The following is a 22,177-nucleotide window of genomic DNA, read 5'->3' on the forward strand; positions in this document are numbered from 1 at the left end:
TGGAACAGTCGCCGCAGCTGACGCGCCCCCACACCCAGCCGGTCGGCCAGCGCCTCCACACCGCCAACGTCCAGCGCGCCATCATCGATCAACCGCAGCGCCCGCGTCACGGTCGTGGAGGTGCCGGCCCAGGCCGGGGAGTCCGGCGCGCTCTCCGGTCGACAGCGCAGGCATGGCCGGAAGCCCGCCTCCTGCGCAGCCGCGGCGGAGGCGACGAAACGGCAGTGCACGAGTTTCGGCGTCGGCGCCGGACAGATCGGGCGGCAGTAGATGCCAGTGCTGGTCACGCAGGTGAAGAAGCGCCCGTCATAGCGGGGGTCGCGGGCCAGCAGCGCCTGGTAGCAGGTATCGGTGGAATAGTTCATTGCTTCATTCTAGCGCGAGCGCAGCCGGCGTCCGGCGGTTTTCGGACTTGGTCGTCAACGCCACGAGGGCTTTCCAAGACTTCAGCGCGAGCTGCTGGTAAGTTCCTCCAAGGGTGGCCAGATGCGTCAAAGCAGAAACCCGTCATGCCGATACGCTGGAGTCGTTAGCCGTGATCAACGAGGGTGCTGAAATGCCGCAGGAACTGGACAGGAACCCCATGTCACTGGATGAGCTGGAGCACCAGTTGAAACGGCAGCGGGCAGCCTGCCGGGCCAATCCCATGCCGTCGTCCCAGGAGCGCCGAGAGTGGCTCGGACAACTTCGCGAGCTGATCAAGAGCGAGCAGAACACGATCGCCCGTGCGATCTCCGACGATTTCGGCAACCGCTCCGCCGACGAGACCCTGCTCGCCGAGATCATGCCAACCCTGCATGGCATCGACTACGCGAGCAAACGACTGAAGCGGTGGATGAAGCCCTCCCGCCGCTCGGTCAGTCTGGTCTTCCAGCCGGCCAGGGCCAAGGTCGTTTACCAGCCGCTCGGCGTGGTAGGAATCATCGTGCCCTGGAACTATCCGCTCTTCCTCGCCATCAGCCCGCTGACCGGCGCCCTGGCGGCCGGTAACCGCGTCATGATCAAGATGAGCGAATCGACGCCGCGCACCTCACAACTGCTGAAGGACCTTCTGGCCCGCGTATTTCCGGAGGATCTGGTGACGGTGGTGCTGGGTGAGGCGGAGGTGGGCGCTGCCTTCTCCAGGCTGCCGTTCGACCACCTGCTGTTCACCGGCGCCACCTCGATCGGCAGGCATGTCATGCGCGCCGCGGCCGATAACCTGACGCCGGTGACACTGGAGCTGGGCGGCAAGTCGCCGGCCATCGTTTCCCGTGACGTGCCGCTGAAGGACGCTGCACAGCGTATCGCCTTCGGCAAGTCGTTGAACGCCGGACAGACCTGCATTGCGCCGGACTATGTTTTGGTTCCCAGAGAACGGGTCGACGATTTCGTGACGGCCTTCCGCGAGGCGGTGCTGAGCTTCTACCCCACACTCGAGGACAACCCCGACTACACCGCGATCATCAACGAGCGGCACTTCGAACGCCTCCAAGGCTACCTCGAGGATGCCGAAAGCAAAGGGGCCCGCGCGGTCCGCCTGCATGAGGCCGGCCAGCGACGGCGGATGCCGCTAGCGATACTGCTCGATGTCAGCGACGAGATGACCGTCATGCAGGAGGAGATCTTCGGCCCCCTGCTGCCGGTGGTGCCCTACGACCGCCTCGAAGAGGCGTTCGACTACGTCAACGACCGGCCGCGACCGCTGGCGCTCTATTACTTCGGCTACGACAGGCACGAGCAGCAGCGGGTACTACACGAGACCCATGCCGGCGGAGTGTGCATCAACGATACGCTCCTGCATGCCGCGCAGGAGGACCTGCCCTTCGGCGGCGTGGGGGCCTCCGGCATGGGCCGATATCACGGCCACGAGGGCTTCCTGACCTTCAGCCACGCCAAGGGCGTCTTCGTGAAGCAGCGCTTCAACGCTGCGGCTATGATTTACCCGCCCTACGGAAAGACGCTGCAGAAGCTGATCAGGAAAGCCTTCGTACGGTGAAACGGAGAGTGGCTACCTGCCCACCTCGCAGCAAGCACCAGGCCCGGACGCCCTTAACGACCCCGCTCATCCGCCACGACCCGGTTGCGGCCCGCCCGCTTGCCCTGGTAGAGATTCTGGTCGGCGCGGTGCAGGATGGCTTCCAACGTCTCTTCGACACCCTGAAAGGTCGAGACACCGCAGGTAATGGAAACGCCGAAGCAGTGCCCCTCCTCCGAGGTGAACGTCTGTTCCAGCACCAGCTGGCGTACCTTCTCTGCCACGCCAAGCGCCTCTTCGAGCTCGGTTTCCGGCAGCAGGAGGGCGAACTCCTCGCCGCCAAGCCGTGCCGGAATATCATTGGCCCTCAGCCTGTCGCGCAGCAACTTGCCGACACTCACCAATACCTGGTCGCCGGCGGGGTGGCCATGGGTATCATTGATGCGCTTGAAGTGGTCGAAATCGAACAGCACCACCGACGTCGGCCTGCCGTAACGCCGATAGCGGGCCAGCTCCTGTAGCAGCCGCTGCATGAAATAGCGGCGGTTGAACAGTGCGGTGAGTTCATCGGTGCGCGACAGCTGACGCAGGCGTAGCTCCAGCCGCTTCTGCTCGGTGATATCACGCACCGTACCTATCAGAATCTGGTCATCGCCCTCGGGCTCATAGTCGCCCAGCTCGTGCACCCAGCGGATTTCGCCGTCGGGACGGATGATCCGATGTACGACATCATGGTGCCCATGCTCCTGGGCCCGAAGCATGCTGGCCTCGACACTCTCCAGATCCTCGGGATGCACCATGGCCTTGAAGGCACGAATACTGGGTGTGAAGGTGGCGGGGTCGACGCCGAAGATGTCGTAAATCACCTCGGACCAGAACAGCTCATTAGCCTTGAGGCTGGCTCGCCAATAGCCCAGCCGGGCGATCTGCTGGACTCGATACAGGGTACGGTTGAGGTGTGCGATCTCTTCCTGCGCTGCCTCGAGTTCTTGCCGGACACGCTCACAGTCGTCACCGGAGGAGACGCGGCCATGCGCTTCCCCGGACAGTGGCTCATGGCCGATGCGACTCTTCGAGCGCTTCATGGCATCTCTGGGACGATTTCGATAAAAGTGGGCTGCAGCATACTCCTTTACTTTCCATGACGCTCAACGCTCTCTTGACGGTTCCCGCCCGGCGCCACATCCAGAATGCCCAGTGGAGAGACCCAGGTGCCGCACCAGACCCACGCGCCCTTCGCGCATCATGGCGTGATGATTCCAGGTCACCAGCGGCCTCGCCACCCTAGCCAGAACCCCCATCCAGGGCCGCACCGTTCGCACGTGCCAGCGGTAGCGAACCCGGGTGATCCGCTCGTTGCCGTCGAGTCGCCAGCTGCCGACTCCGGCCACGTCGCCACTTGCCCTGCCCTCGATCAAGCAGGGCTCGCATACGCGAGTGATGCGGATATCGAAGCGCAGGTAATAGCCCAGCCGGCTCTTCCAGACGAAGCGCTGGGTTCGCCCAATGCCGGACTCGTTGCCTGCCTCGAGCGGCTGCACCTCGACCAGCCCGGGCCACCATTCCGGCCAGTGCAGTGAGTCGGTCAAGACATCAAAGACTACGGCGATCGGGGCTTCAATATGCCAGGTGGTGTCGAAGCAAAAGCTTGGCATGGGCCTAGGGTGCGAAGTGATCGGGGGAAAAGTCGGGGTCGAGGCGAACGCTCTCCAGCAGGACGCTCTCCCGTCGTTCTCCCCGCCTGTCGTAACTCGCTACCCGCAGTGGAAACAGCGTCTCGTCATCGAGCCACAGGTCATAGCGCGACACATCATCCACCGCCCGCCCCGGCTCGGCTTCCACCACCACATGCTGCACCACACGCCCATCATGGGTAGTCGGCCCGAGCCGACGCGTACTGCCGTGCTGCTGCAGGCGCTGGACATTGCGCAGCAGGGTGCCCACATCCGATTGGTCAACACGATGGCCTTGCGAGCTGCGCACCATGCGATTGGTGGGGCGCAGGGAAATTGCCGCCCGCCTGCCCGGTGAACCGAAGGGCCACAGCTTCACCTTGCCGGTATCGGGACGATAGATCAGCACTGCCCCGCGGTAGGGGGTCTCCATGTCCATGCGCACGTAGCCGGGCTGTCGATAGCTGTAGCGAATGACTTCTTCGCCGCCGCTGCCCTGGCTGCGCAACGTCAGTCCATAGCTGGCCAGCGCACCGATGCGCGCCAGTGCTGCAGCGATGGGGTCCTGTCCCGCGGCACTACTCATGGCAACCAGTAGCAGGGGCAGCATGCTGACTCTCCCTTGGCACTCTCTCTTCTGAGACTAGCAGGGCCACGGCGGGTGGCGAGTCTACGTGCATGCTATCGTAATGGCGTTGTCAATCACGGAGAGGCAAGATGAAATACCTGGGTGCCCACGTCAGCGCCGCCGGCGGTCCCGACCAGGCCGTGCTTCGTGCCGTCGAGATCGGCGCCGACGCCTTCGCCCTGTTCACCAAGAACCAGCGCCAGTGGCGAGCCAAGCCCCTCGAAGAGGCTACCATCGAGGCCTTTCGCAGCGCCTGCAGGGAACATGGCTTCGGCCCCGAGCAGATCCTTCCCCACGACAGCTACCTGATCAACCTCGGCCACCCGGATGCCGCCGGGCTCGAGAAGTCCCGCGCCGCCTTCCTCGACGAGATGCAGCGCTGCGAGCAGCTCGGCCTCTCCCTGCTCAACTTCCATCCCGGCAGCCATCTCAGGAAGATCAGCGAGAGCGAATGCCTGACCCGCATCGCCGACTCGATCAATCACGCCCTGGCCGATACCCGCGGCGTGGTCGCGGTGATCGAGAATACCGCGGGCCAGGGCACCAACCTGGCTGGCGCTTCGAGCACCTGGCCGAGATCATCGAGCAGGTCGATGACAAGTCGCGGGTCGGGGTGTGCATCGACACCTGCCACGCCTTTGCCGCCGGCTACGACCTGCGCACCCCCGAGGCGTGTACCGCTACCCTCGACGAATTCGGCAAGGTGGTGGGTTTCGACTACCTGCGGGGCATGCACCTCAACGACGCCAAGAGCGAGTTCGCCAGCCGCGTCGACCGCCACCACAGCCTTGGCCGGGGCAACATCGGGCTCGACGCCTTCACCACCATCATGCGCGACCCGCGCATCGACGAGATTCCGCTGGTGCTGGAGACCATCGAACCCGAGATCTGGGCCGAGGAGATTGCCTGGCTGCGCGCCCAGGCCGTAAACAAGTGATGACCGGCTAGGCGGGCTCCCGTTCGGCTGCATGGTGCCTTCCAGAGCGGCTCGCCAGCTCTTCGCTCACTGCTCAATCCAGCATGACCGCCTGAGTGTAATCGCGTTCGGCCCGCCCCTGACGCAGCGTTTCGGCCCACCAGGCGAGCCGCGCCAGCATGGTCTGCATGCCGCGCTCGAAACGCTGGGCCTGCAGCGGCTGACCATGCTCGTCGAACTGCTCCCAGCTGTTGGGGAACATCACGCCGTCACGAATACCCACGGCATGCAGCTCGGCAAAGACATGGCGCAAGTGCTCGACCGCCCGCAGTCCGCCCGAGGCGCCACCGTAGGAGACGAAGGCCACCGGCTTGGCCTGCCACTGCGCCTTGTAGCCGTCGATCAGCGCCTTGAGCGCAGCGGGGTATGAGTGGTTGTACTCAGGCGTGACCACAACGAAGGCATCCGCCTCGTCGAGGCGCTTACCGAATGCCGAGACGGGTTCGGCGACGGGATCGATCACCACCGTTGCGAACGCTTTCCGAGGCTGTATCTGGTCCACGACCCACTGCCCGACGGTATCGCAGAAACGTCCTTCCCTGACGCTGCCATAGATGACGGCCACCTTGATCGTATCGTTCATCGCTTTTCTCCTGTCTGATGAGAGATGCGATGAACGATACGACCTCAAGCATAGTTGAGGTCAAAGAGGAAAGATTCGATGTCCTCGTTAGAATTCGGCTATTCCAATTCGACCAGTCCATGGCGCATGGCGTAGCGAAAGAGACCTGCCAGTGAGTTGGTATTGAGCTTGCGATAGATATTGCTGCGATGGGACTCGACCGTGCGTGCACTGATGGCCAACACCTCGCCGATATCCCGGCTGCTCATGCCCTCGAACATCAGCTTGAGGATGGCGGTCTCACGAGGCGTAAGGCGCTCCTCCTTCTCTGCGAGCAACACCCGGGAAACGCCGGAGCCGAAATGGCTGCGCCCGCTTGCCACCTCACGCAGGGCAAACACCATCTGCTCGGACGAGGCGTCCTTGAGCACATAGCCAGCCGCCCCACAGGCCACCGCACGTCGGATGTACTCCTCATTATCGTGCATGGTCAGCACCAGCACCCGGATATCAGGACAAGTTTCGTGCAAGACCTTGCACGCCTCAAGGCCGGACATACCGGGCATGGTGATATCCGTTACCACCACGTCCGGCATCAGTCCCTGGGCCAGCGACAGCAGCTCTTGCCCCGAACTCGCCAGCCCCACCAGGTCAATGCCCTGCTGGGCCTCCAGCCGATAGCGCAGGCCCTCCAGAACCAGCGGATGGTCGTCCGCCAAAAGTACGCTTATAGACTTTTCCATCGACTCTCCCCCGACTCGCTCCGGCGACGGCACGCTGAAATGGCATCTTGATGCGAATACGCACGCCCTTGCCGGGTGCCGCCTCGAGCGTCAGGCTCCCCCCCAGCAGATCCACCCGGTCCTGAATGTTGCGCAACCCCAGGCCGCTGCCGCGCACATGGCTGCCATCGGCGCACCAGACGAAGCCCTCGCCATCATCGGCGATTTCAAGATAAACCCAGCTCCGCCGCCGCAACAGTTTCACCCTGACCTGACGGGCCTTGCCGGCATGCTTCTCAATGTTGTGCAGGCTCTCCTGGGTAATGCGATACAGGGCCGTGGCCAGCACAGGCTGACACTCCCCGCTGTCGATGCTCGACTCGAAATGAACCCACACGGGCTTGCGCTCCACCAGGTCCGAACAGAGGCTTTCCAGGGCCGCGACCAGCCCCAGGTCGTCGAGCACGCTAGGGCGCAGATCGTAGGCCAGGCGTCTGAGATCGTGGATACCTGTTTCCAGAATGCGGTCGGTCGCCGCCAGCGCGGATGAGGCATCGACATGGTCCCCCCGCCCCAGGCATCATCGATGCGCTCCAGCTTGAAGCGTGCCGACACCAGGAGCTGGTTGATGCCGTCGTGTAACTCGCGAGAGATCCGACGCCGCTCCTTCTCCAGGAAGCTGAAGGTCTTCTGCGCCATCTTGACCAGCCTGCGATTCGCCACTCGTGCTTCGCTGAGGTTGACCGCCAACCCGATCACGGCGATGACAAGCAGGCAGGACACGGTAACGAAGGCCATCAGCAGGATGGTTCTGCGAGCATTCTCCACCATGTGGTACTCCATCTGGCTGACGACCAGTTCGATGTCATCCAGGTAGAGTCCCGTGCCAACCATCCAGCCCCAGTCATCGAGACCGATGGAGTACCCCAGCTTCGGCACCGACTCACCGCCGGATGGCTTGTCCCAGCGATATTCGGTAAAGCCGCCGCCCTCTCGGGCTCGCTCGACAAGGCGCTGAATCAGAAGCTTGCCGTCTTCATCACGAAAACTCCAAAGGTCCTGTCCGACCAGGTTCTCCAAGCGCGGGTGGACGATATTCAGCCCATCATAGTCATAGACGAAGAAGTAACCGTCGGAGCCATACTCCATGCGATGAAATGCATCAGCCACCAGCCCCTGCGCCACCTCTCTGGGCAGTGAGGTATCTTCATATATCTCGCGGATCGCCGTATAGGCGAGCTCCATGTAGTTCTTCAGCTCAGCCTGCTTGGCTTCCAGCAACCCGTCCTTGAGGATATCCGACTGAACCCCGCTCAACCGTGCACTTTGATGGATAGCAAAGAACGTCACGCCGGCTATGAGCACCAACAGTGGGAGCAAGGTGAGCAATGTCAGCTTGGTTCTGAACGTGAACACTGGCGTATACCTGTTATTAATTATTCATTTATTCTTGTTATTACAGGCCCTGCCAGCCCCAGCGTGGGAAATGAGCCAGCAGGACCTGCACTTATTGCTTGAATTCAGGACAATCAATTCTAATCATTATGCCGATCTACCATCCTATCACCTCAGGCAACCACAGCACTACATCGGGAAATACGATGATCAGTGCCAGGGCCAGAATCTGAATCAGGACGAAGGGAACGGCGCCCTTGTAGATATCAGCCGTGGTAATTCCCGGCGGGGCAACGCCCCTCATGAACAGCAGCGACCAGCCGAAGGGCGGCGTCAGGAAGGAGGTCTGCAGGTTCATGGCGATCAGGATTGCGACCCAGACCATGGACATGTCGCCCTGGCTGGCCAGGAAGGGCAGGAACAGCGGTACGGCGATATAGGAGATCTGGATCCATTCGAGGAAGAAGCCCAGGAAGAAGATCAGCAACAGCATGAAAATGAGCGTGCCATACATGCCGCCAGGCACCCATTCGAACATCGCCTCGATCAGGAACTCGCCGTCCAACCCCCGGAACGCCAGGGCGAATACCTGCGAGGCGATCAGCACGAAGAAGATCATGCAGCTGATGCGCAGGGAGGTTTTCACGGTATCGGAGAGTATCGCGAACGACAACCGGCCGGAAACGAGCGTCAACAGCAGGGCACCCACGGCTCCTACCGAGGCGGCTTCCGTGGGGGCCGCCACGCCACCGATGATCGAACCCAGCACCGCGAAGATCAGCAGCAGCGGCGGCACCACCACCTTGCCGAAATCCTTGCACAGCGCCAGCTTGCTGACAGATGCTCGCTCCTCTTCGTCAATGGCGGGCACATCGGCGGAAAAGAAGAAGGCAAGCACCAACAGATAGGCCAGATACATGCCCGACAGCAGCAGGCCGGGCATCAATGCCGCGGCGAACAGGCTGCCGACGGAGAGGTTCATGATATCCGCCAGCACCAGCAGTACCAGGCTTGGCGGAATGATCTGTCCCAGGGTGCCGGCGGCACAGATGGTGCCGCAAGCGATCGTCTTCTTGTAACCGCGACGCACCAGGGTGGGCAGGGCCATCAGAGTGAGTGTAACGATGGCCGCGCCGACAATCCCCGTCGCCGCACCGAGCAGAACGCCCACGATGATCACCGCCAGGGCCATGCCCCCTGGCAACCCCCCACACAGGTGGCCGATCACGTCGAGCATGCGCTCGGCGATCTTGGAGCGCTCCAGCATCACACCCATGAATACGAACAGCGGTATGGCCAGCAGGGTGTAGTTGGAAACGACACCGTAGATTCGTGAGGGCAGCAGCTCGAACAGCCAGCCATCGAAGCCGATGAAGCCGAACACGAAGCCGACGAAAGCCACTACGAATCCTACCGGAATGCCGGTCATCACCAGGACAAAGAAGGCAGCGATCATCGCCAACGCATAATATTCCAAGGGCATGATCAAGCACTCCCAGTGTAGTGTTGAACGAGGCGTCTACCGTTTTCCAGCGCCTGTCGAACGGATTCGATCGCCACGAAGATGAATCCAACCACCACCATGGACTTGGGTATCCAACGCCAGGGCAGGCCCGAAGAGTTCGGGGAACGCTCGCCGCGAATCATCGAGGTCTCGGCGAATGGAAAGCTGTAATAAATGATGAGCAGCGCACAGGGTAGCGCCACCAGCATCGCGGCGATGAGGTTCAGCCACATCATGCCCACGGGGCTGAACCGACTCGACAGGATGTCCACGCGCACGTGATCGTCGAACTTCATGGCATAGGCGATGCCCATCATTGCCATGACAGAAAGCAGGTACCACTCCAGCTCCTGGGCCCATACCGCACCAATGCCAAAGGCATAACGACTCAGCATATTGCCGAATATCAGTGCGACCATGATGATCATGGAGATACAGCCGATGAACCCGGCAATCCCAGTGATACGCTCAAGCAGCCGCTCGAGCGAAATACAGAAACGCAACATTTAATCTCCCCCTCTGGGCAGGTGCCCAGCGGACGTCTCAAGTGAGGCGGGTGTCACTTTCGAAGGCCATACATCTCGAAGGCCATGCAGAAAAGCTCTCGGCTTCGATGCAGGCACCGAAGCCGAGAGCCCGGCGGGGTTTAGATCATGCCCTGGCCGTAACGACTGATGGTGTTGGCGAAGACGGCCTCGCTGTTGGCATGCCAGCCATCGTGCTTCTTCTTGAACGCCCAGAAGCTGTCATTGATTCTCTTGACCAGCGGGTCCTTGTTGGCCTCCGTCGTCAGGATGTCGCGGGTTGCTTCGAACAGAGCCCGGATGACATCGTCGGGGAGAGTCTCGAATGCCACGCCGTGGTTGTTGACCAGGTCATCCAGGGCGTCGCCATTCTGGGCTTCGATCCAGGTATGGGAGGTGATGTTGCAGGCCGCGGCCGCATTGTGAAGCACCGCCTGAAGGTCGCTGGGCAAGGAGTTATAGGCGTCCTTGTTGACGATGACCTCGGTGGTGGTAGACGGCTCGTGCCAGCCCGAGGAGTAGTAATGCTTGGCCGCGTTGTGCAGGCCCAGTGCCCGATCAAGATAGGGCCCCACCCACTCCGCCGCATCGATGGCGCCGCGCTCCAGGGCGGAAAAAATCTCCCCTCCAGGCAGCAGGCGGGCATTGGCACCGATGGCGTTGTAGACGTCACCGGCCAGCCCGGGCATGCGGATATTCAGGCCGCGGAAGTCTTCGACGCTGGTGACGGGCTCACGGAACCAGCCCACTGGCTGTGCGCCAGTACACCCCACGGCCAGGGGGATCAGGTTGTAAGGCTCGTAGGTTTCCTTCCACAGTTCGTAGCCACCCCCGTGGGCCAGCCAGGCGTTGAACCCCTGGAAGGTCATGCCAAACGGCACCGTGGTGAAGTATTGGGCGGCAAACGACTCCCCGGCCCAGTAGTAGGAGCAGGCATGATTGAGCTGGACCTGCTGGCCCCGCGAGACGGCATCGAAGCCGTCGAAGGCCGGGATCAACTCGCCTGCCCCATAAACCCGGATCTTGATGCGCCCACCCGACATCTCTTCGACACGCTTGGCGAAGTCGGTGGCCGAACCGGGCCCCGACTGGAAGAACGGAAAGCCGGATGGCCAACTGGTGGTCATGCGCCAGTTGAAGGTCTCCTGGGCCTTGACGATACTCGGCGCCATCACGGTACCCACCGCGGCAGCACCACCATACTTGAGGAAATTACGCCTGTTGACACTCATTCAAAGCACCTTTTCCCGGCGCGCTTGATCATGCGCTTACTATTATCAAGCGCGCCCTCGTTTATTTTAATGTTGTAACGTGAGCGGGTCAGAAACCTGACCTGGGGAGGATAAGCCGGTGGAGGAGAATATGAATCCGTGGCATTACGCGAATTGTTCTGCAGCTATCCCCTAGTGATTGATACGGAGACGGTATCCGTAGAACTACCTAAACAGGAGACGGCCACAGCAAGGGTGAAAATATATTCCATTAAATGTTCGATAAAAGCAATATCGACGAGGGACGATTGGTCTTTCTGCAAAGGCGGACCACTCGGAAAGGTCGTTGTCCGAGTCAGCGACCAGGAGCCTTGGTAGCGGAGCGTTAAAACTTAATCGCTGCCAGAGAGTCGAAGGATTTGTCGGCCAGCGAGAAAGCTGCCACTCTCAATTCGGTAGGCACACCTCTCGTAGGGACAGCGACGTCCCGAGGGTCGCCCCATCTACCCGCAGGAGGACATGCACATGGGTATCATCGCAATTCTGACCGTGAGCGTGACCGCGGTGGCGCTATTGGCTCTGGCCAATGCCATGAGCAAGAAGCAGAGGCACCCCATCCGCAAGGAAGTGCGTATCGAGGAGGATGAGCGCGCCCCTTACCGAAATCGAAGGCAACACAGGTAAGCGCTGGCCCATCATCATCGCAGCCCCGGCATTTCTGATGTCGGGGCTGCTTCATGTGGGCCCGGCCGCACTGTGCTGATCGTCCTGGCAGTCCTCCTCGGAGGCGAATGGTCCCGGGGTAGGCTAAGCATTCGACTCCGACTATTCTCAGGCCGGCCGCCTGGCCAGCAGCGCCCACAACCCGGCGCCCGAAAGCAGAGAACCACCCAGCAAATTGAAGCCTCGCTGGGCACGCGGCGTGGACAACAGGCGACGCGCGGAAGTCGCAAAGAGCGCGTATAGGGTGGCATTCAGCGTGGCCAGTGTGACAAAGGTAGCGGCCAGCACCCACAATTGCGGCGTTACCGGCATCTGCGGGTTGAGGAACTGTGGCAGGAAGGCCACGAAGAACACGATGCCCTTCGGATTGAGCGCCGTGACCAGATAGGTATTACCGAAAAGCTTCCAGCGTGACACTGACTCCGCCGGGGTCAACACCACGCTCGTACTCGCCCCGGCACGCAGCAGCTTGATGCCCAGGTAAAGCAGGTAAAGCCCGCCGATCCACTTGACTGCGGTAAACCAGAACGCCGAGGTGGCCAGCAGTGCCCCCAGGCCAAGAAGTGACATCGCCAGGGCCGTGGAGTCGCCCAGGGCGACAGCGGCCACCAACGGCACATTGGCACGCCGCCCTGAGGCCAGTGAGTAGCTCATCACGGTGAGAATCGTGGGTCCCGGGATTGCCAGCATCACAGCGGAAGCGGCCACGAAGGCCAGCCAGAGCTCGATGTTCATCAGCGTTGCCTCTCCATTAGCGGGGCCGGATCGACGTCACGCGAGCTGTCATGCCGGCACGTTTCACAAGATGCCCGGTCCTGCCCTACCCGGCAAGTACGAGCATGAAATCGGGCTCCGTGGAGGACATTCAGCTCATTGCACCCTGATCGGCAAAGGCCCCCCGCAGCCATTCGGCTACCTGTCCTAGGGCAGCGTGGCCAGCGCAGCGGCCATGCCGAACCAGTTGATAGCGCAGCCCCGGCAGCCTTGGCCCGAAAGGTACCTTCAGTACGCCGCGTTCGAGCTCCGCCTTCACCAAGGTCTCGCTCAGCAGCGCCACTCCCTGGCCGGCGATGGCAGCCTGGATGGCATGGCTCTCGTCGGAAAAGGTCAGGCTCGCACCCAGGTCGCAATATTGCCCCCCGCCGCCTGGCACCAGTGCTGCCACGACGCAGTCCCAGCGCCGGGCTGTACCAGTCGAAGACGATATGACGAACCGTCCTGAGGTCTTCGTAGCTGGCAAGGCCCAACTGCGGACTGGCCACCAGGGCAAAGCTGTCCTCGGCCAGTACTTCCGCCTCATGCTCCGGGTAAGGCCCCATGCCGTAGCGAATCGCCAGCGAAGCACCGCGTGACAGCTCCAGTGGCGCCTCGCTGGCGTGAATACGCAGGTCGATATCGGGGCAGTGCAAATGAAAGTCGGCCAGTCTCGGTAGCAGCCACTGGCTGGCGAAAGCGGGCGTGCAGGAGAGCGTGACACTGCTGCCGTTGCCCTGCTCACGCAGCGCCTCCAGCGCGTCGCCGAAGGCATCGAAGCCACGCTGCAGCACCGGAAACAGATGCTCCGCCGCTGGGGTCGGCACCACCTGGCGGATGCGCCGCTCGAACAGGGCCACACCCAGCAGCGCTTCCAACTCGCGCACCTGATGACTGATAGCCGCCGGTGTCACGGCCAGCTCCTCGGCGGCCTGCTTGAAGCTGCGGTGGCGCGCCGCCGCCTCGAAGGCGCGCAGTTGGGAGAGCGGCAGCAAGCGTCGATTCATATGGGCTCTTTCCGTAGAAACTTTTATAGACAAATTCACCTTGTCCAAGCCTCAAGAATAGATCGTTTGTCAGACCACTGTCATGAGGAAGATCCTGTCATCCACGCAGCACATAGATGAATTCAACTAACAGGAGATTGCCCCATGGCTACCCTACTGCATCTGGATGCCAGCGCCCGCCCCGGTCGTTCCGATATCGATTCACACGGCTCCCACTCCCGGCGCCTCAGTGCCCACTTCGTCGAGCAATGGCGGCAGACACGTCCCGATGACCGCATCCTCTATCGCGACGTGGGCCAGCACCCACCGCGGCCCGTCAGCGGTGAGTGGATTCACGCTGCGTTCACCAAGCCGGCGACCCGTGAGCCCTGGATGTACGACGCCCTGACTGAGAGCGACACCCTGGTCGATGAGCTGCTGGAAGCCGACCTGATCGTTGCGGGTGTGCCGATGTACAACTTCGGCGTACCGGCCGGCTTCAAGGCCTATATCGACAATATCGTAAGGGTCGGGCGGACTTTCGGTTTCGACCGCTCGCGCCAGGGCCTCCCCTACTGGCCGATGCTGACCGACATGCACAAGCGGCTGGTGGTACTGGGCTCCCGGGGCGACTACGGCTACGAACCGGGCGAGCGCATGGCCCATGCCAACCACGTCGAACCGCATATCCGCACCGTATTCGGGTACCTGGGTATCGAGGACGTGCACGGTATCGCCGTGGAGTACGACGAGTTCGGCGATGAACGCCTGCAGAATTCGCTGGCCCAGGCCGAGCGGGATATCGAAGCCCTGGTGGCAGAGCTAGCGGAAAAGCTCGATTCGGCCAGACGAATTTCTGATCCTGCATGATGAACCCCATGTGCCGGCCCGCAGGCCGGCACACAAACCAGGATCGTCTGTCAGGTCTAGATATTGGCGCCGCCGTCGATGGTGAACTCCGCTCCGGTCACCGAGCGCCCTTCCGGTCCTGCCAGCCAGGCCACCAGGCCGGCCACGTCGCCGGCCTCGTTGTAGCGGGGAATGGCCATCAAGCTGCGCTGGGGGGTGGAGAGTTCGCCATCGGCGGGATTCATATCGGTGTCGGTAGAGCCGGGATGCACGATATTGACGTTAATCCCCCGCGGGCCGAGGTTCCGCGCCAATCCCTTGGTCAGCCCCACCAGGCCCGCCTTGCTCATGGCGTACAGGCTGATGCCCCGCCATGGGCATCAACGCGCCCAGTCTCTACGCCACCTTCGGCAGCAAGGAAGCGCTGTTCCAGGAGGCGGTAGCACTTTACGTACGCACCGAAGGCAGCGGTATCTGGGAACAGGTGGAAACGGCACCGACGGCGTACGCCGCCATCGAGCATGTACTGCGCACCACGGCAGAGGCCTTCACCCGTGGCCCTGTCCCTAGGGGCTGTATGATCGTGCTTGCCGCGCCGCAGATGCAGGGTGTCAATGCCCAGGTATGCGACGCCTTGAAAGCACACCGACAGGCGAATGGCAGCCTGCTGGAACGCCGCCTGAAGCGAGCCGTCGAGGAAGGCGAGCTACCCACCTCGACGGACTGCCGCGCACTGGCCAACTACATCGTCACCCTGCAGCACGGCATGTCGATCCAGGCCCGCGATGGCGCTTCGCGCGAAACGCTTCTGGCCATTGCCGATTGCGCCATGACGGGCTGGGATGCCCTGACCCGCTGAGTTCTCGCCAAGCCTAACAAAGCGTGCAGGGCCGCTCGTTCTCCGGGGGCACTTTTTCAGTGGCCGATGATTCGGTTTCTCCGCCTATCGCCCCAACATGGCGCAGGCTGACGATGGAGACCAGCGCCAGGGCCAGGATGACGACTCCGCCCACCGTGGCGGTCACGTTCAGCCCGGCGGTGAAGGCCTGCTGGGCTTCCATCAGCAGCCCAGCAGGTAAGCGTTCGCCAGCCGAGACGGTAGCCCAGAGGCTCTCTTCCACGACGCCGGATACGTCGGCAGCCACGCCACCGGCCATGACCTCACTGATCTGCGCGCGGTAGACGAAGGTGGCCAAGCTGCCCAGCAGCGCCACCCCCAGCGCAACGCCCAGCTCCTGCACCATCTCCGACATGGCCGAGGCCGAACCAGCCTTCTCCGCCGGGGCGGCGCCCACCACCAGGTCCGTGCCCAGCGCGGCGATGGTACCCAGGCCGAGATAGACCAGCGAGAATCCGGCTATCGCCAGCCCCACCCCATTGGCATCCACTTCGACGGTTGCCAGCAGCCAGTAGCCCAGTGTCGAGAGCATCAGCGCGCCGCCCACTACATAGCCTGGCCGGATACGACGGGCGAGCAGCGGCGCCACGATGCCTGCAAAAACCATCATCAGCGCCGGCGGCCCCATCCATAGCCCTGCCGCCAGCGGCGTGAGCCCCGCCACCAGCTGCAGGTACTGGGTTACCAGCAGCATCACGCCGGAAACACCCACAAGGCCTACCAGCAGTACGACCAGGGCGGCGCTGAAGGTACGGCTTCCGAACAGCCGCATGTCGAGCAGCGGGTCGGCCAGACGCTGCTGGCGACGTACGAAGGCGAGTGTCAGCAGCGCGCCCAGCACCAGGGCCAGCACTGAAACGGGCTCGACCCCAGCCTTGGCCATCTCCTTCACGCCGTAGACCGCCGGCAGCACCGCCGCCAGCGAGAGCAGCACGCTGGTGAAATCCAGGGGGCCGCTACGCCAGGCCCGGTATTCCGGCAACAGCAGCGGAGCCGCGATCAGCAGCACGATCACCACGGGTATCGCCACCAGGAAGGCCGACCCCCACCAGAAGCGCTCCAGCAACAGGCCTCCCACCACCGGACCCGCCGCCATCCCCAGCGCGAACATGGTGGCCCAGACACCGATGGCCAGCGCCCGCTGACGCACATCGCCAAACATATTGCTGATCAGCGCCAGGGTCGACGGCATCAGCGTCGCGCCGGCCACGCCGAGCACCGCGCGGGCGGCAATCAGCATGGCGGCACTTGTGGAGTAGGCAGCAATCACCGAGGTGATGCCAAAGGCCACGGCGCCGATCATCAGTAACCGACGGCGGCCGATGCGGTCACCCAGCGTGCCCATGGTGATCAGGAACCCCGCGATCATGAAGCCGTAGGCATCCATGATCCACAGCGCCTGGGTACTGCTCGGCTGTAGATCCGCCGCCAGGGCGGGCAGTGCCAGATAGAGAATGGTGACATCGAGGCCCAGCAGCGCGGTGGGTAGCGCCAATACCGCCAGGCCGGCCCACTCCTTGATACCCGCCCGCTGCCGGGGCGAACGTGAACGTGTCTCTTGCTCGGTAAGGGCAACCATGCCGCGCCTCCAGTTCTACATGGGTTGGCATGGTAGTCTTGGCCTAACTTTATAGGGTTACAATATAGCCAATTATCCTATTACCATAAGCAATACCAAACGGGAGCAATACTGCCCAGGAGCAATGCCATGGCCAGCCGCAGCCTCGACAGGACCCGCAGTGAACTCACCGATTTCCTGATTCATCACCGCAACAAGCTGACGCCGGCCGATGTCGGCCTGCCGTCTACCGGCCGCCGCCGCACACCGGGGCTGCGGCGSGAGGAGGTGGCGACGCTGGCYGGCGTGGGGCTGACCTGGTACACCTGGTTCGAACAGGGGCGTGACATCAACGTCTCGGAGAGCTTCCTGCTCAGCGTCTCCAAGGCGCTCAAGCTCGACGACGCCGAATGCTGCCACCTGTTCCTGCTCGCCCATCGCCGCCCACCGCCGGTGGAGGCGTACCAGTGGCAGGCGATTCCGACACTGGTCCAGACCCTGATGGATGACATGGCCAAGCCAGCCTACGTGATGAACCTGCGCTGGGACGTCATCGCCTGGAATGCCACGGCCGATGCCCTGTTCGACTTCAGCGCCAGGCAGCCCGGCGAGCGCAACATGATGCGCCTGATGTTCGCCGACCCCGCGCTGCGCAGGCGTCTTCCCGAGTGGCGACAGGACGCCTCCCGCCTGCTGGCCCAGTTCCGCTGCGACCTGGCGGCCGCCCCCGAGGACCCGGCCATGCAGGAACTGATAGAGGCGCTTGCCAAGTTGTCGCCGGATTTCCGCCACTGGTGGGAGCAGCCCAACCATGAAGCCTACCGCTACGGCATCGGCACCATGCTCGACGCCGATGCGAATCTCAGGGAGTACGAGCACACCACGCTGCTGGTGGATGAGCACCGCCATCTCAGGATGGTGGTTTATTTCGGCGCCGATTGATTCGGTACCGGACAATCACGCATCATCATGCTACTCGCACACGCCCTGCTTCCCGGGCCGCCGCCTGATGTCCAGCCTAGTAGGACTTGCGTAGCTAACTGGTGCTATCAACCTACCTGGAGTGCAACGCCTCAGGCAGGCATCACCGAAGCGCGCGAGAAAGCGCTCACGGGCCGCCCACGAATTCGTGACTCTGCTCCCGCTCGAGCAAGGCGCGCTTTCTCTCCACCCCCCAGCGGTAACCGGACAGGGCCCCATCGCTGCGCACTACCCGGTGGCAGGGAATGGCAAGCGCAATGGTATTGGAGGCACAGGCACTGGCCACCGCGCGCACCGCCCGCGGAGAGCCGATCCGCTCCGCCAGCTCCGTATAGCTGATGGTGGCACCTACGGGAATCTCGGTCAGCGCCTGCCAGACCCGCTGCTGGAAGGCGGTACCACGAATGTCCAGCGGCAGCGACAGCCCGATATCAGGCGCCTCAACGAAACCCACCACACGGGCCACCCAGGCGTCGAAATCCTTTCCACCCGGCGACAGGCTTGCGTTGGCGAAGCGATCCTGGAACTCCCGTAACAGCTCCTCGGGATCATTTCCCAGGGAAATGGCGCAAATCCCCTTTTCACTGGCCGCTACCAGTAGCGTGCCCAGTGAACACTCTCCCAGGGCAAAACGAATATTCATGCCCTCTCCTCCCGAACGGTAGCGCTTCGGCGTCATGCCAAGCATCTGGGTCGAAGCGGCGTAGAAGCGTCCGCTGGAGTGGTAACCCGCTTCATAGATCGCCTCTGTCACCGTCTCGCCGTTCAACAGTTCGGCTCGCACCCGCTCGGCCCGCCGCGCCACGCCGTAGGCCTTGGGCGTCAGGCCAGTGATCGACTTGAACACACGATGAAAATGGAAACGACTCAAGCCAGCCACCTGTGCCAGCTCGTCGAGAGTGGGCAGGTCTTCGGATGCTTCGATAAGCCGGCATGCGCGGGCAACGCTCTCGGCATGGCGCTGAGCCAGCGGGGCTTCCTGAGGCCGGCAGCGCTGACAGGGGCGATAGCCGGCGCGCTCGGCAGCCGCTCCATCGGCATGGAATTCGGCGTTCTCCCGCCGCGGCCTGCGCGATGCGCAGGTCGGGCGGCAATAGATCCCGGTGGTGCGCACCGCATAGACGAAAGCGCCGTCCGCCGCAGTATCGCGGGCCTGTACCGCCGCCCATTTGGCTTCATCGGATTCGAAGATGGCAAGTGACTCGGTCGTTGTCTCGATCATGGCAGGCCTCCGCTGTGGGTCCAGTGTTCACCGTGAATTCAGGATGACCGCTGGGCCCGCCTGCCACACTCCGCCCCTTGCTTTCAAAACGAGCCAGCCCCTTCGCAGCATTCGCAGCATAGCATTTGCCAGGTTTTCTCCAATTCAGCGGCAAGAAGCGGAGTGAGCCCATCGGCGCCCTCCCTCAGGTTTCGCCATGGTCAGCATCGCTTGCCAGACACGACTCTGGGGTAATACGCCCACCACTTATCATACAAGGGCCTCGAACTGGCGCCGGAATCAAGATAACAGTAATTCTTATTATTTTTTAGAATGGTGACTCCAAGCCAGCCATCCGACGAGGAGACGACCATGAACCGGATATATATCAACCAGCTACGCATCGCCTATATGGAGTCAGGCCAAGGACAGCCGGTCATACTGGTTCACGGCTCCTGGGATACCCATGCCGCCTGGGACCGGGTGACGCCAGGACTCTCTCGCAAGCTACGAGTGATTCGCTACGATCGCCGCGGCCATGGTGAGAGTGAGTGTCCGCCAGGTCAGGGACGCTACAGCGAGGACGTGGACGACCTCTGTCAACTGGTCGGGGCCGTGGCCGCTGACTCTGGCGTGCACCTGATCGGCCACTCCTATGGCGCCACCATCGCCCTGCTGGCCGCCGGGCAGTGTTCGGAACGCGTTCGCTCGGTGTTGGTCCACGAACCGCCGCTGTTCGGCCTGCTCAAGCAGGATCCTGAAGCCAAGGCGTTGTTACCCGTCATCCAGCAACACATGGATCAGGCCATTACACTGTTGGAGAGCGGACTCTGTGAAGAGGGGGCACGCTACTTCGCCGATCATATCGGCTTCGGCCCGGGCTTCTGGGAAGAAGTACTGACTGCTGAAATGCGCGCCAGCTTCGTCGCCCATGCCCCGACCTGGCTGGACCAGGCCTGCGACCCGACGCGGCTCGATATCGTGCCGGAGACGTTTACCCACCTGCAGGTGCCGGTTTGCCTGAGCACCGGCACACAGGGGCTGCCCTGGTATGCGCCGACCACGGTGCATCTTGAACGACTCATCCCCGATGTTCGACTCGTCACTATTCCAGGCGCCGGGCACGCCCCACACCTGACCCATCCCGACCAGTGGGGTCGACTGGCGCTCTCCTTTTTCGAGGAGCAACAAGTGTGAAGCCGACGATCTGACGCCATGCAGACCCACCGGCAACGACAGCAGACTCCCAAACGCCCTGCTACTCTGCAAACACGAAACAGCGCCCCGGTAAGCACTTAACTTACCGGCAGTGTTTTCCACGCCTAATTCAAACAACACGGAACATCCATGATCGCCGTCATCTTCGAAGTCATTCCCAAGTCCGGTCATCGCGACCAATACTTTGACATTGCCGCCAGCCTACGTCCGCTGCTCGACGAGATCGATGGCTTCATCTCCATCGAACGCTTCGAGAGCCTGACCCAGCCGGGCAAGGTCCTCTCGCTCTCCTTCTGGCGAGATGAGGAGGCCGTGGCCCAGTGGCGCCGGCTCGAGCGTCACCGCACCGCCCAGGCCCAGGGCCGCGAAGTGGTCTTCGACGACTATCGCCTGCGCGTCGCCACAGTCATGCGCGACTACGGCATGCACGAACGCGAACAGGCGCCTGCCGACAGCCGCGAGCGACACGGCCATCCTGAAACCACAAAAGAGTAGCGCCCCGGTAAGCCCTTACTTACCGCAAAATACCGACCATAGAAGCCTCTCGGTGCTTGTCTATCGGGGTATCTGCTCGATATCGTCATGATCGACCAGGCTCCATTCACCACTGTTGCGATACAGCCGTTTGCCCTGTCGCGGATAGTCGGAGACATCCTGGGCCAGCCGCTGCCCCACCACCAGGCATACCAGCGGCTCGTTGCTGTCGTTATACATCTCGTGGGCGACGCCATTGATGGGGCAGCCGATGAAGTCGCCGGGGCCGATCGGCTGCTTGCGGTCGCCCAGGGTGGCCACGCCGGCTCCCGAAAGCACGTAGATGGCTTCCTCCTCGTAGCGATGGCAGTGGAACTCAGTGGAAAAGTGGCCGGGTGGCACGCTGATCTGGTGTATCCCGAGCCGGGTCATGCCCACGGCATCGCCCAGCGACTTGTTGATGCGCACGGCATCGGCATTGAGGAAGTGCACCTTCCTCACACCTTCCAGGGCTTCGATATCCTGCGCTGATAGATACATGCTGGTTCTCCTTGATGTCGAGTCGCCGCCAGGACATTGACCAATCTTAGCGTGCCCGGCGGCGCTCGACTCCCTCAGCTCGCCCCAACCCTAGCCCGCCAGGCGCGGCTCGAGCTCCTTCAGCGTGACATGGCCCTTGAACTGCCCCTGCCCCGCCGACTGCTCGCCGCGTTCGATGGCCTCGGCGAACTGTACAGCCGGGTCACTCCTGAGTTTTGCCAGATGCCGGGCCAGGTTCGGATACTCCTGCTTCAGGTCGAACAATCGGTGATACTCCACCCAGCGAGCGATACCGATAAAATAGGCATCCGCATGGTGCGGTAGTCACCCAGCAGCCACTCCCGATCGGCCAGCAGGCCGTCGAGATAAGCACAGCCCTCGGCGACCTTCTCGCGGCCCAGCCTGCGCAGCACTTCCTGCTCCACGCCGCTCAACCCTTGGGTTTCGTACAGCCACCACAACGGGTTGAATGCCGAGAAAAAATCGGTGTTGAGATAGGCCAGCACCTGATTCAGTCGATCAAACTCGCGGCTGCCTTGCTCGAAGCCCAGCCGTATTTCGAGATCTCGTGCGGCCAGATGCTGCAGGATCGCCAGGCTCTCGCTGAGAGGCTCACCGTCTTCCGGTAACAGTGCCGGTGTCTGGAACAGCGGGTTCACTTTGGCGAAGAGCGGGTTCCAGGGTTGCTCCATCATCTCGATGCGGCACAGACGGTAGGGCTGGCCCAACCACTCGAGCGCCACGATTGAGCCGAACGAGCAGCCTTGTGGTACGCCATAGAAAAGGACGGGTTCCATTGCCTTGTTCCTTGCTGTGTTTGATGGTGAAAGACAGGGCCATCTGC

At 62.3% G+C, this 22,177-nt stretch carries 26 protein-coding genes and 2 pseudogenes; 8 read left to right on the forward strand and 20 right to left on the reverse strand.

Annotated elements, in window-relative coordinates:
• Positions 1–365: Ada metal-binding domain-containing protein (locus Q427_RS16920; protein WP_043516082.1), on the reverse strand; the 365-nt coding region annotated here is incomplete at its 3' end.
• Positions 366–535: 170 nt separating this feature from the next.
• On the opposite strand from Q427_RS16920, the gene Q427_RS16925 reads away from it, so the two are divergent.
• The gene (locus Q427_RS16925) at positions 536–1,978 is read left to right on the forward strand and encodes a coniferyl aldehyde dehydrogenase (RefSeq protein ID WP_231613749.1); all 1,443 of its coding nucleotides are present in this window, start codon (positions 536–538) and stop codon (positions 1,976–1,978) included.
• A 53-nt stretch (positions 1,979–2,031) separates the two neighbouring features.
• Here the strand turns inward: Q427_RS16925 and Q427_RS16930 are convergent, their stop codons facing one another.
• The 3 genes from Q427_RS16930 to Q427_RS16940 form a co-directional block, all read right to left on the reverse strand.
• Positions 2,032–3,042 (reverse strand): GGDEF domain-containing protein, encoded by a 1,011-nt coding sequence (locus Q427_RS16930; RefSeq protein ID WP_043516084.1) that lies wholly within the window; start codon positions 3,040–3,042, stop codon positions 2,032–2,034.
• Between the two features lie 63 nt (positions 3,043–3,105).
• A complete protein-coding gene (locus Q427_RS16935) occupies positions 3,106–3,612 on the reverse strand; it encodes an SRPBCC family protein (RefSeq protein ID WP_051496469.1) in 507 nt (168 codons plus the stop codon).
• Positions 3,613–3,616: 4 nt separating this feature from the next.
• Entirely contained in the window at positions 3,617–4,240 is a 624-nt protein-coding gene (locus Q427_RS16940) for a LolA family protein (protein WP_043516086.1), read from the reverse strand.
• A 107-nt stretch (positions 4,241–4,347) separates the two neighbouring features.
• Between Q427_RS16940 and nfo the strand changes: the two are divergent.
• Positions 4,348–5,117 (forward strand): annotated as a pseudogene (gene nfo, locus Q427_RS16945) (deoxyribonuclease IV); the annotation flags it as partial.
• Positions 5,118–5,268: 151 nt separating this feature from the next.
• Here the strand turns inward: nfo and Q427_RS16950 are convergent.
• From Q427_RS16950 to Q427_RS16975, 7 genes are all read right to left on the reverse strand, one after another.
• Entirely contained in the window at positions 5,269–5,817 is a 549-nt protein-coding gene (locus Q427_RS16950) for an NADPH-dependent FMN reductase (RefSeq protein ID WP_043516088.1), read from the reverse strand.
• 98 nt (positions 5,818–5,915) lie between these two features.
• Positions 5,916–6,539, reverse strand: a complete 624-nt coding sequence (locus Q427_RS16955) for a response regulator (RefSeq protein WP_043516090.1) — start codon at positions 6,537–6,539, stop codon at positions 5,916–5,918.
• Positions 6,448–6,867, reverse strand: a complete 420-nt coding sequence (locus Q427_RS37000; protein ID WP_197030696.1) for an ATP-binding protein — start codon at positions 6,865–6,867, stop codon at positions 6,448–6,450. The genes Q427_RS16955 and Q427_RS37000 overlap by 92 nt, the downstream gene beginning before the upstream one ends.
• Positions 6,780–7,934, reverse strand: a complete 1,155-nt coding sequence (locus Q427_RS16960) for a cache domain-containing protein (protein ID WP_051496473.1) — start codon at positions 7,932–7,934, stop codon at positions 6,780–6,782. The genes Q427_RS37000 and Q427_RS16960 overlap by 88 nt, the downstream gene beginning before the upstream one ends.
• Before the next feature lie 136 nt (positions 7,935–8,070).
• On the reverse strand, positions 8,071–9,396 hold the full coding sequence (locus tag Q427_RS16965; protein WP_043516092.1) for a TRAP transporter large permease: 1,326 nt from the start codon (positions 9,394–9,396) through the stop codon (positions 8,071–8,073).
• A 2-nt stretch (positions 9,397–9,398) separates the two neighbouring features.
• Entirely contained in the window at positions 9,399–9,923 is a 525-nt protein-coding gene (locus tag Q427_RS16970; protein ID WP_043516094.1) for a TRAP transporter small permease subunit, read from the reverse strand.
• 140 nt (positions 9,924–10,063) lie between these two features.
• The gene (locus Q427_RS16975; protein ID WP_043516098.1) at positions 10,064–11,173 is read right to left on the reverse strand and encodes a TRAP transporter substrate-binding protein; all 1,110 of its coding nucleotides are present in this window, start codon (positions 11,171–11,173) and stop codon (positions 10,064–10,066) included.
• Between the two features lie 504 nt (positions 11,174–11,677).
• Here Q427_RS16975 and Q427_RS31455 point away from each other — a divergent pair.
• Positions 11,678–11,836 carry a hypothetical protein gene (locus Q427_RS31455; RefSeq protein ID WP_155833600.1) on the forward strand — a complete coding sequence of 53 codons (159 nt, stop codon included), beginning with the start codon at positions 11,678–11,680 and terminating at the stop codon, positions 11,834–11,836.
• Positions 11,837–11,983: 147 nt separating this feature from the next.
• Here the strand turns inward: Q427_RS31455 and Q427_RS16980 are convergent, their stop codons facing one another.
• The 3 genes and pseudogenes from Q427_RS16980 to Q427_RS37010 form a co-directional block, all read right to left on the reverse strand.
• Entirely contained in the window at positions 11,984–12,610 is a 627-nt protein-coding gene (locus tag Q427_RS16980) for a LysE family translocator (protein ID WP_043516100.1), read from the reverse strand.
• A gap of 130 nt (positions 12,611–12,740) precedes the next feature.
• Positions 12,741–13,175 carry a LysR substrate-binding domain-containing protein gene (locus Q427_RS37005; RefSeq protein ID WP_442905517.1) on the reverse strand — a complete coding sequence of 145 codons (435 nt, stop codon included), beginning with the start codon at positions 13,173–13,175 and terminating at the stop codon, positions 12,741–12,743.
• Positions 13,072–13,635: pseudogene (locus Q427_RS37010) on the reverse strand (LysR family transcriptional regulator); the annotation flags it as partial. The gene Q427_RS37005 and the pseudogene Q427_RS37010, both read right to left, overlap by 104 nt.
• A 144-nt stretch (positions 13,636–13,779) precedes the next feature.
• On the opposite strand from Q427_RS37010, the gene Q427_RS16990 reads away from it, so the two are divergent.
• Positions 13,780–14,484, forward strand: coding sequence for an FMN-dependent NADH-azoreductase (locus Q427_RS16990; RefSeq protein WP_043516102.1), 705 nt, complete (start codon positions 13,780–13,782; stop codon positions 14,482–14,484).
• Positions 14,485–14,540: 56 nt separating this feature from the next.
• Here Q427_RS16990 and Q427_RS16995 read toward each other — a convergent pair whose 3' ends face one another.
• The gene (locus tag Q427_RS16995) at positions 14,541–14,828 is read right to left on the reverse strand and encodes an SDR family oxidoreductase (RefSeq protein ID WP_331280650.1); all 288 of its coding nucleotides are present in this window, start codon (positions 14,826–14,828) and stop codon (positions 14,541–14,543) included.
• 8 nt (positions 14,829–14,836) lie between these two features.
• On the opposite strand from Q427_RS16995, the gene Q427_RS17000 reads away from it, so the two are divergent.
• Positions 14,837–15,322 carry a TetR/AcrR family transcriptional regulator gene (locus tag Q427_RS17000; protein WP_197030697.1) on the forward strand — a complete coding sequence of 162 codons (486 nt, stop codon included), beginning with the start codon at positions 14,837–14,839 and terminating at the stop codon, positions 15,320–15,322.
• Between the two features lie 13 nt (positions 15,323–15,335).
• Here Q427_RS17000 and Q427_RS17005 read toward each other — a convergent pair whose 3' ends face one another.
• Entirely contained in the window at positions 15,336–16,940 is a 1,605-nt protein-coding gene (locus Q427_RS17005; protein WP_051496476.1) for an MFS transporter, read from the reverse strand.
• Between the two features lie 129 nt (positions 16,941–17,069).
• Here Q427_RS17005 and Q427_RS17010 point away from each other — a divergent pair, with 129 nt between their 5' ends.
• A complete protein-coding gene (locus Q427_RS17010; protein ID WP_043516104.1) occupies positions 17,070–17,861 on the forward strand; it encodes a helix-turn-helix transcriptional regulator in 792 nt (263 codons plus the stop codon).
• Between the two features lie 166 nt (positions 17,862–18,027).
• Here the strand turns inward: Q427_RS17010 and ada are convergent, their stop codons facing one another.
• Complete coding sequence (ada, locus tag Q427_RS17015) at positions 18,028–19,122, reverse strand: bifunctional DNA-binding transcriptional regulator/O6-methylguanine-DNA methyltransferase Ada (RefSeq protein WP_043516106.1); 1,095 nt, start codon at positions 19,120–19,122, stop codon at positions 18,028–18,030.
• A 351-nt stretch (positions 19,123–19,473) separates the two neighbouring features.
• Between ada and Q427_RS17020 the strand changes: the two genes are divergently transcribed.
• Entirely contained in the window at positions 19,474–20,298 is an 825-nt protein-coding gene (locus Q427_RS17020) for an alpha/beta fold hydrolase (RefSeq protein WP_051496477.1), read from the forward strand.
• Positions 20,299–20,448: 150 nt separating this feature from the next.
• Positions 20,449–20,814 carry an antibiotic biosynthesis monooxygenase family protein gene (locus tag Q427_RS17025; protein WP_043516108.1) on the forward strand — a complete coding sequence of 122 codons (366 nt, stop codon included), beginning with the start codon at positions 20,449–20,451 and terminating at the stop codon, positions 20,812–20,814.
• 60 nt (positions 20,815–20,874) lie between these two features.
• Here the strand turns inward: Q427_RS17025 and Q427_RS17030 are convergent, their stop codons facing one another.
• From Q427_RS17030 to Q427_RS17035, 3 genes are all read right to left on the reverse strand, one after another.
• Positions 20,875–21,333: a cupin domain-containing protein gene (locus Q427_RS17030; RefSeq protein ID WP_043516110.1), complete on the reverse strand. Its 459-nt coding sequence runs from the start codon at positions 21,331–21,333 to the stop codon at positions 20,875–20,877.
• Positions 21,334–21,423: 90 nt separating this feature from the next.
• Positions 21,424–21,597: a hypothetical protein gene (locus tag Q427_RS32460; protein WP_197030698.1), complete on the reverse strand. Its 174-nt coding sequence runs from the start codon at positions 21,595–21,597 to the stop codon at positions 21,424–21,426.
• Positions 21,585–22,130, reverse strand: a complete 546-nt coding sequence (locus Q427_RS17035; RefSeq protein WP_197030699.1) for a glutathione S-transferase family protein — start codon at positions 22,128–22,130, stop codon at positions 21,585–21,587. The genes Q427_RS32460 and Q427_RS17035 overlap by 13 nt, the downstream gene beginning before the upstream one ends.
• Between the last annotated feature and the right edge of the window lie 47 nt (positions 22,131–22,177).

It is taken from the genome of Halomonas sp. BC04, from assembly GCF_000568385.1.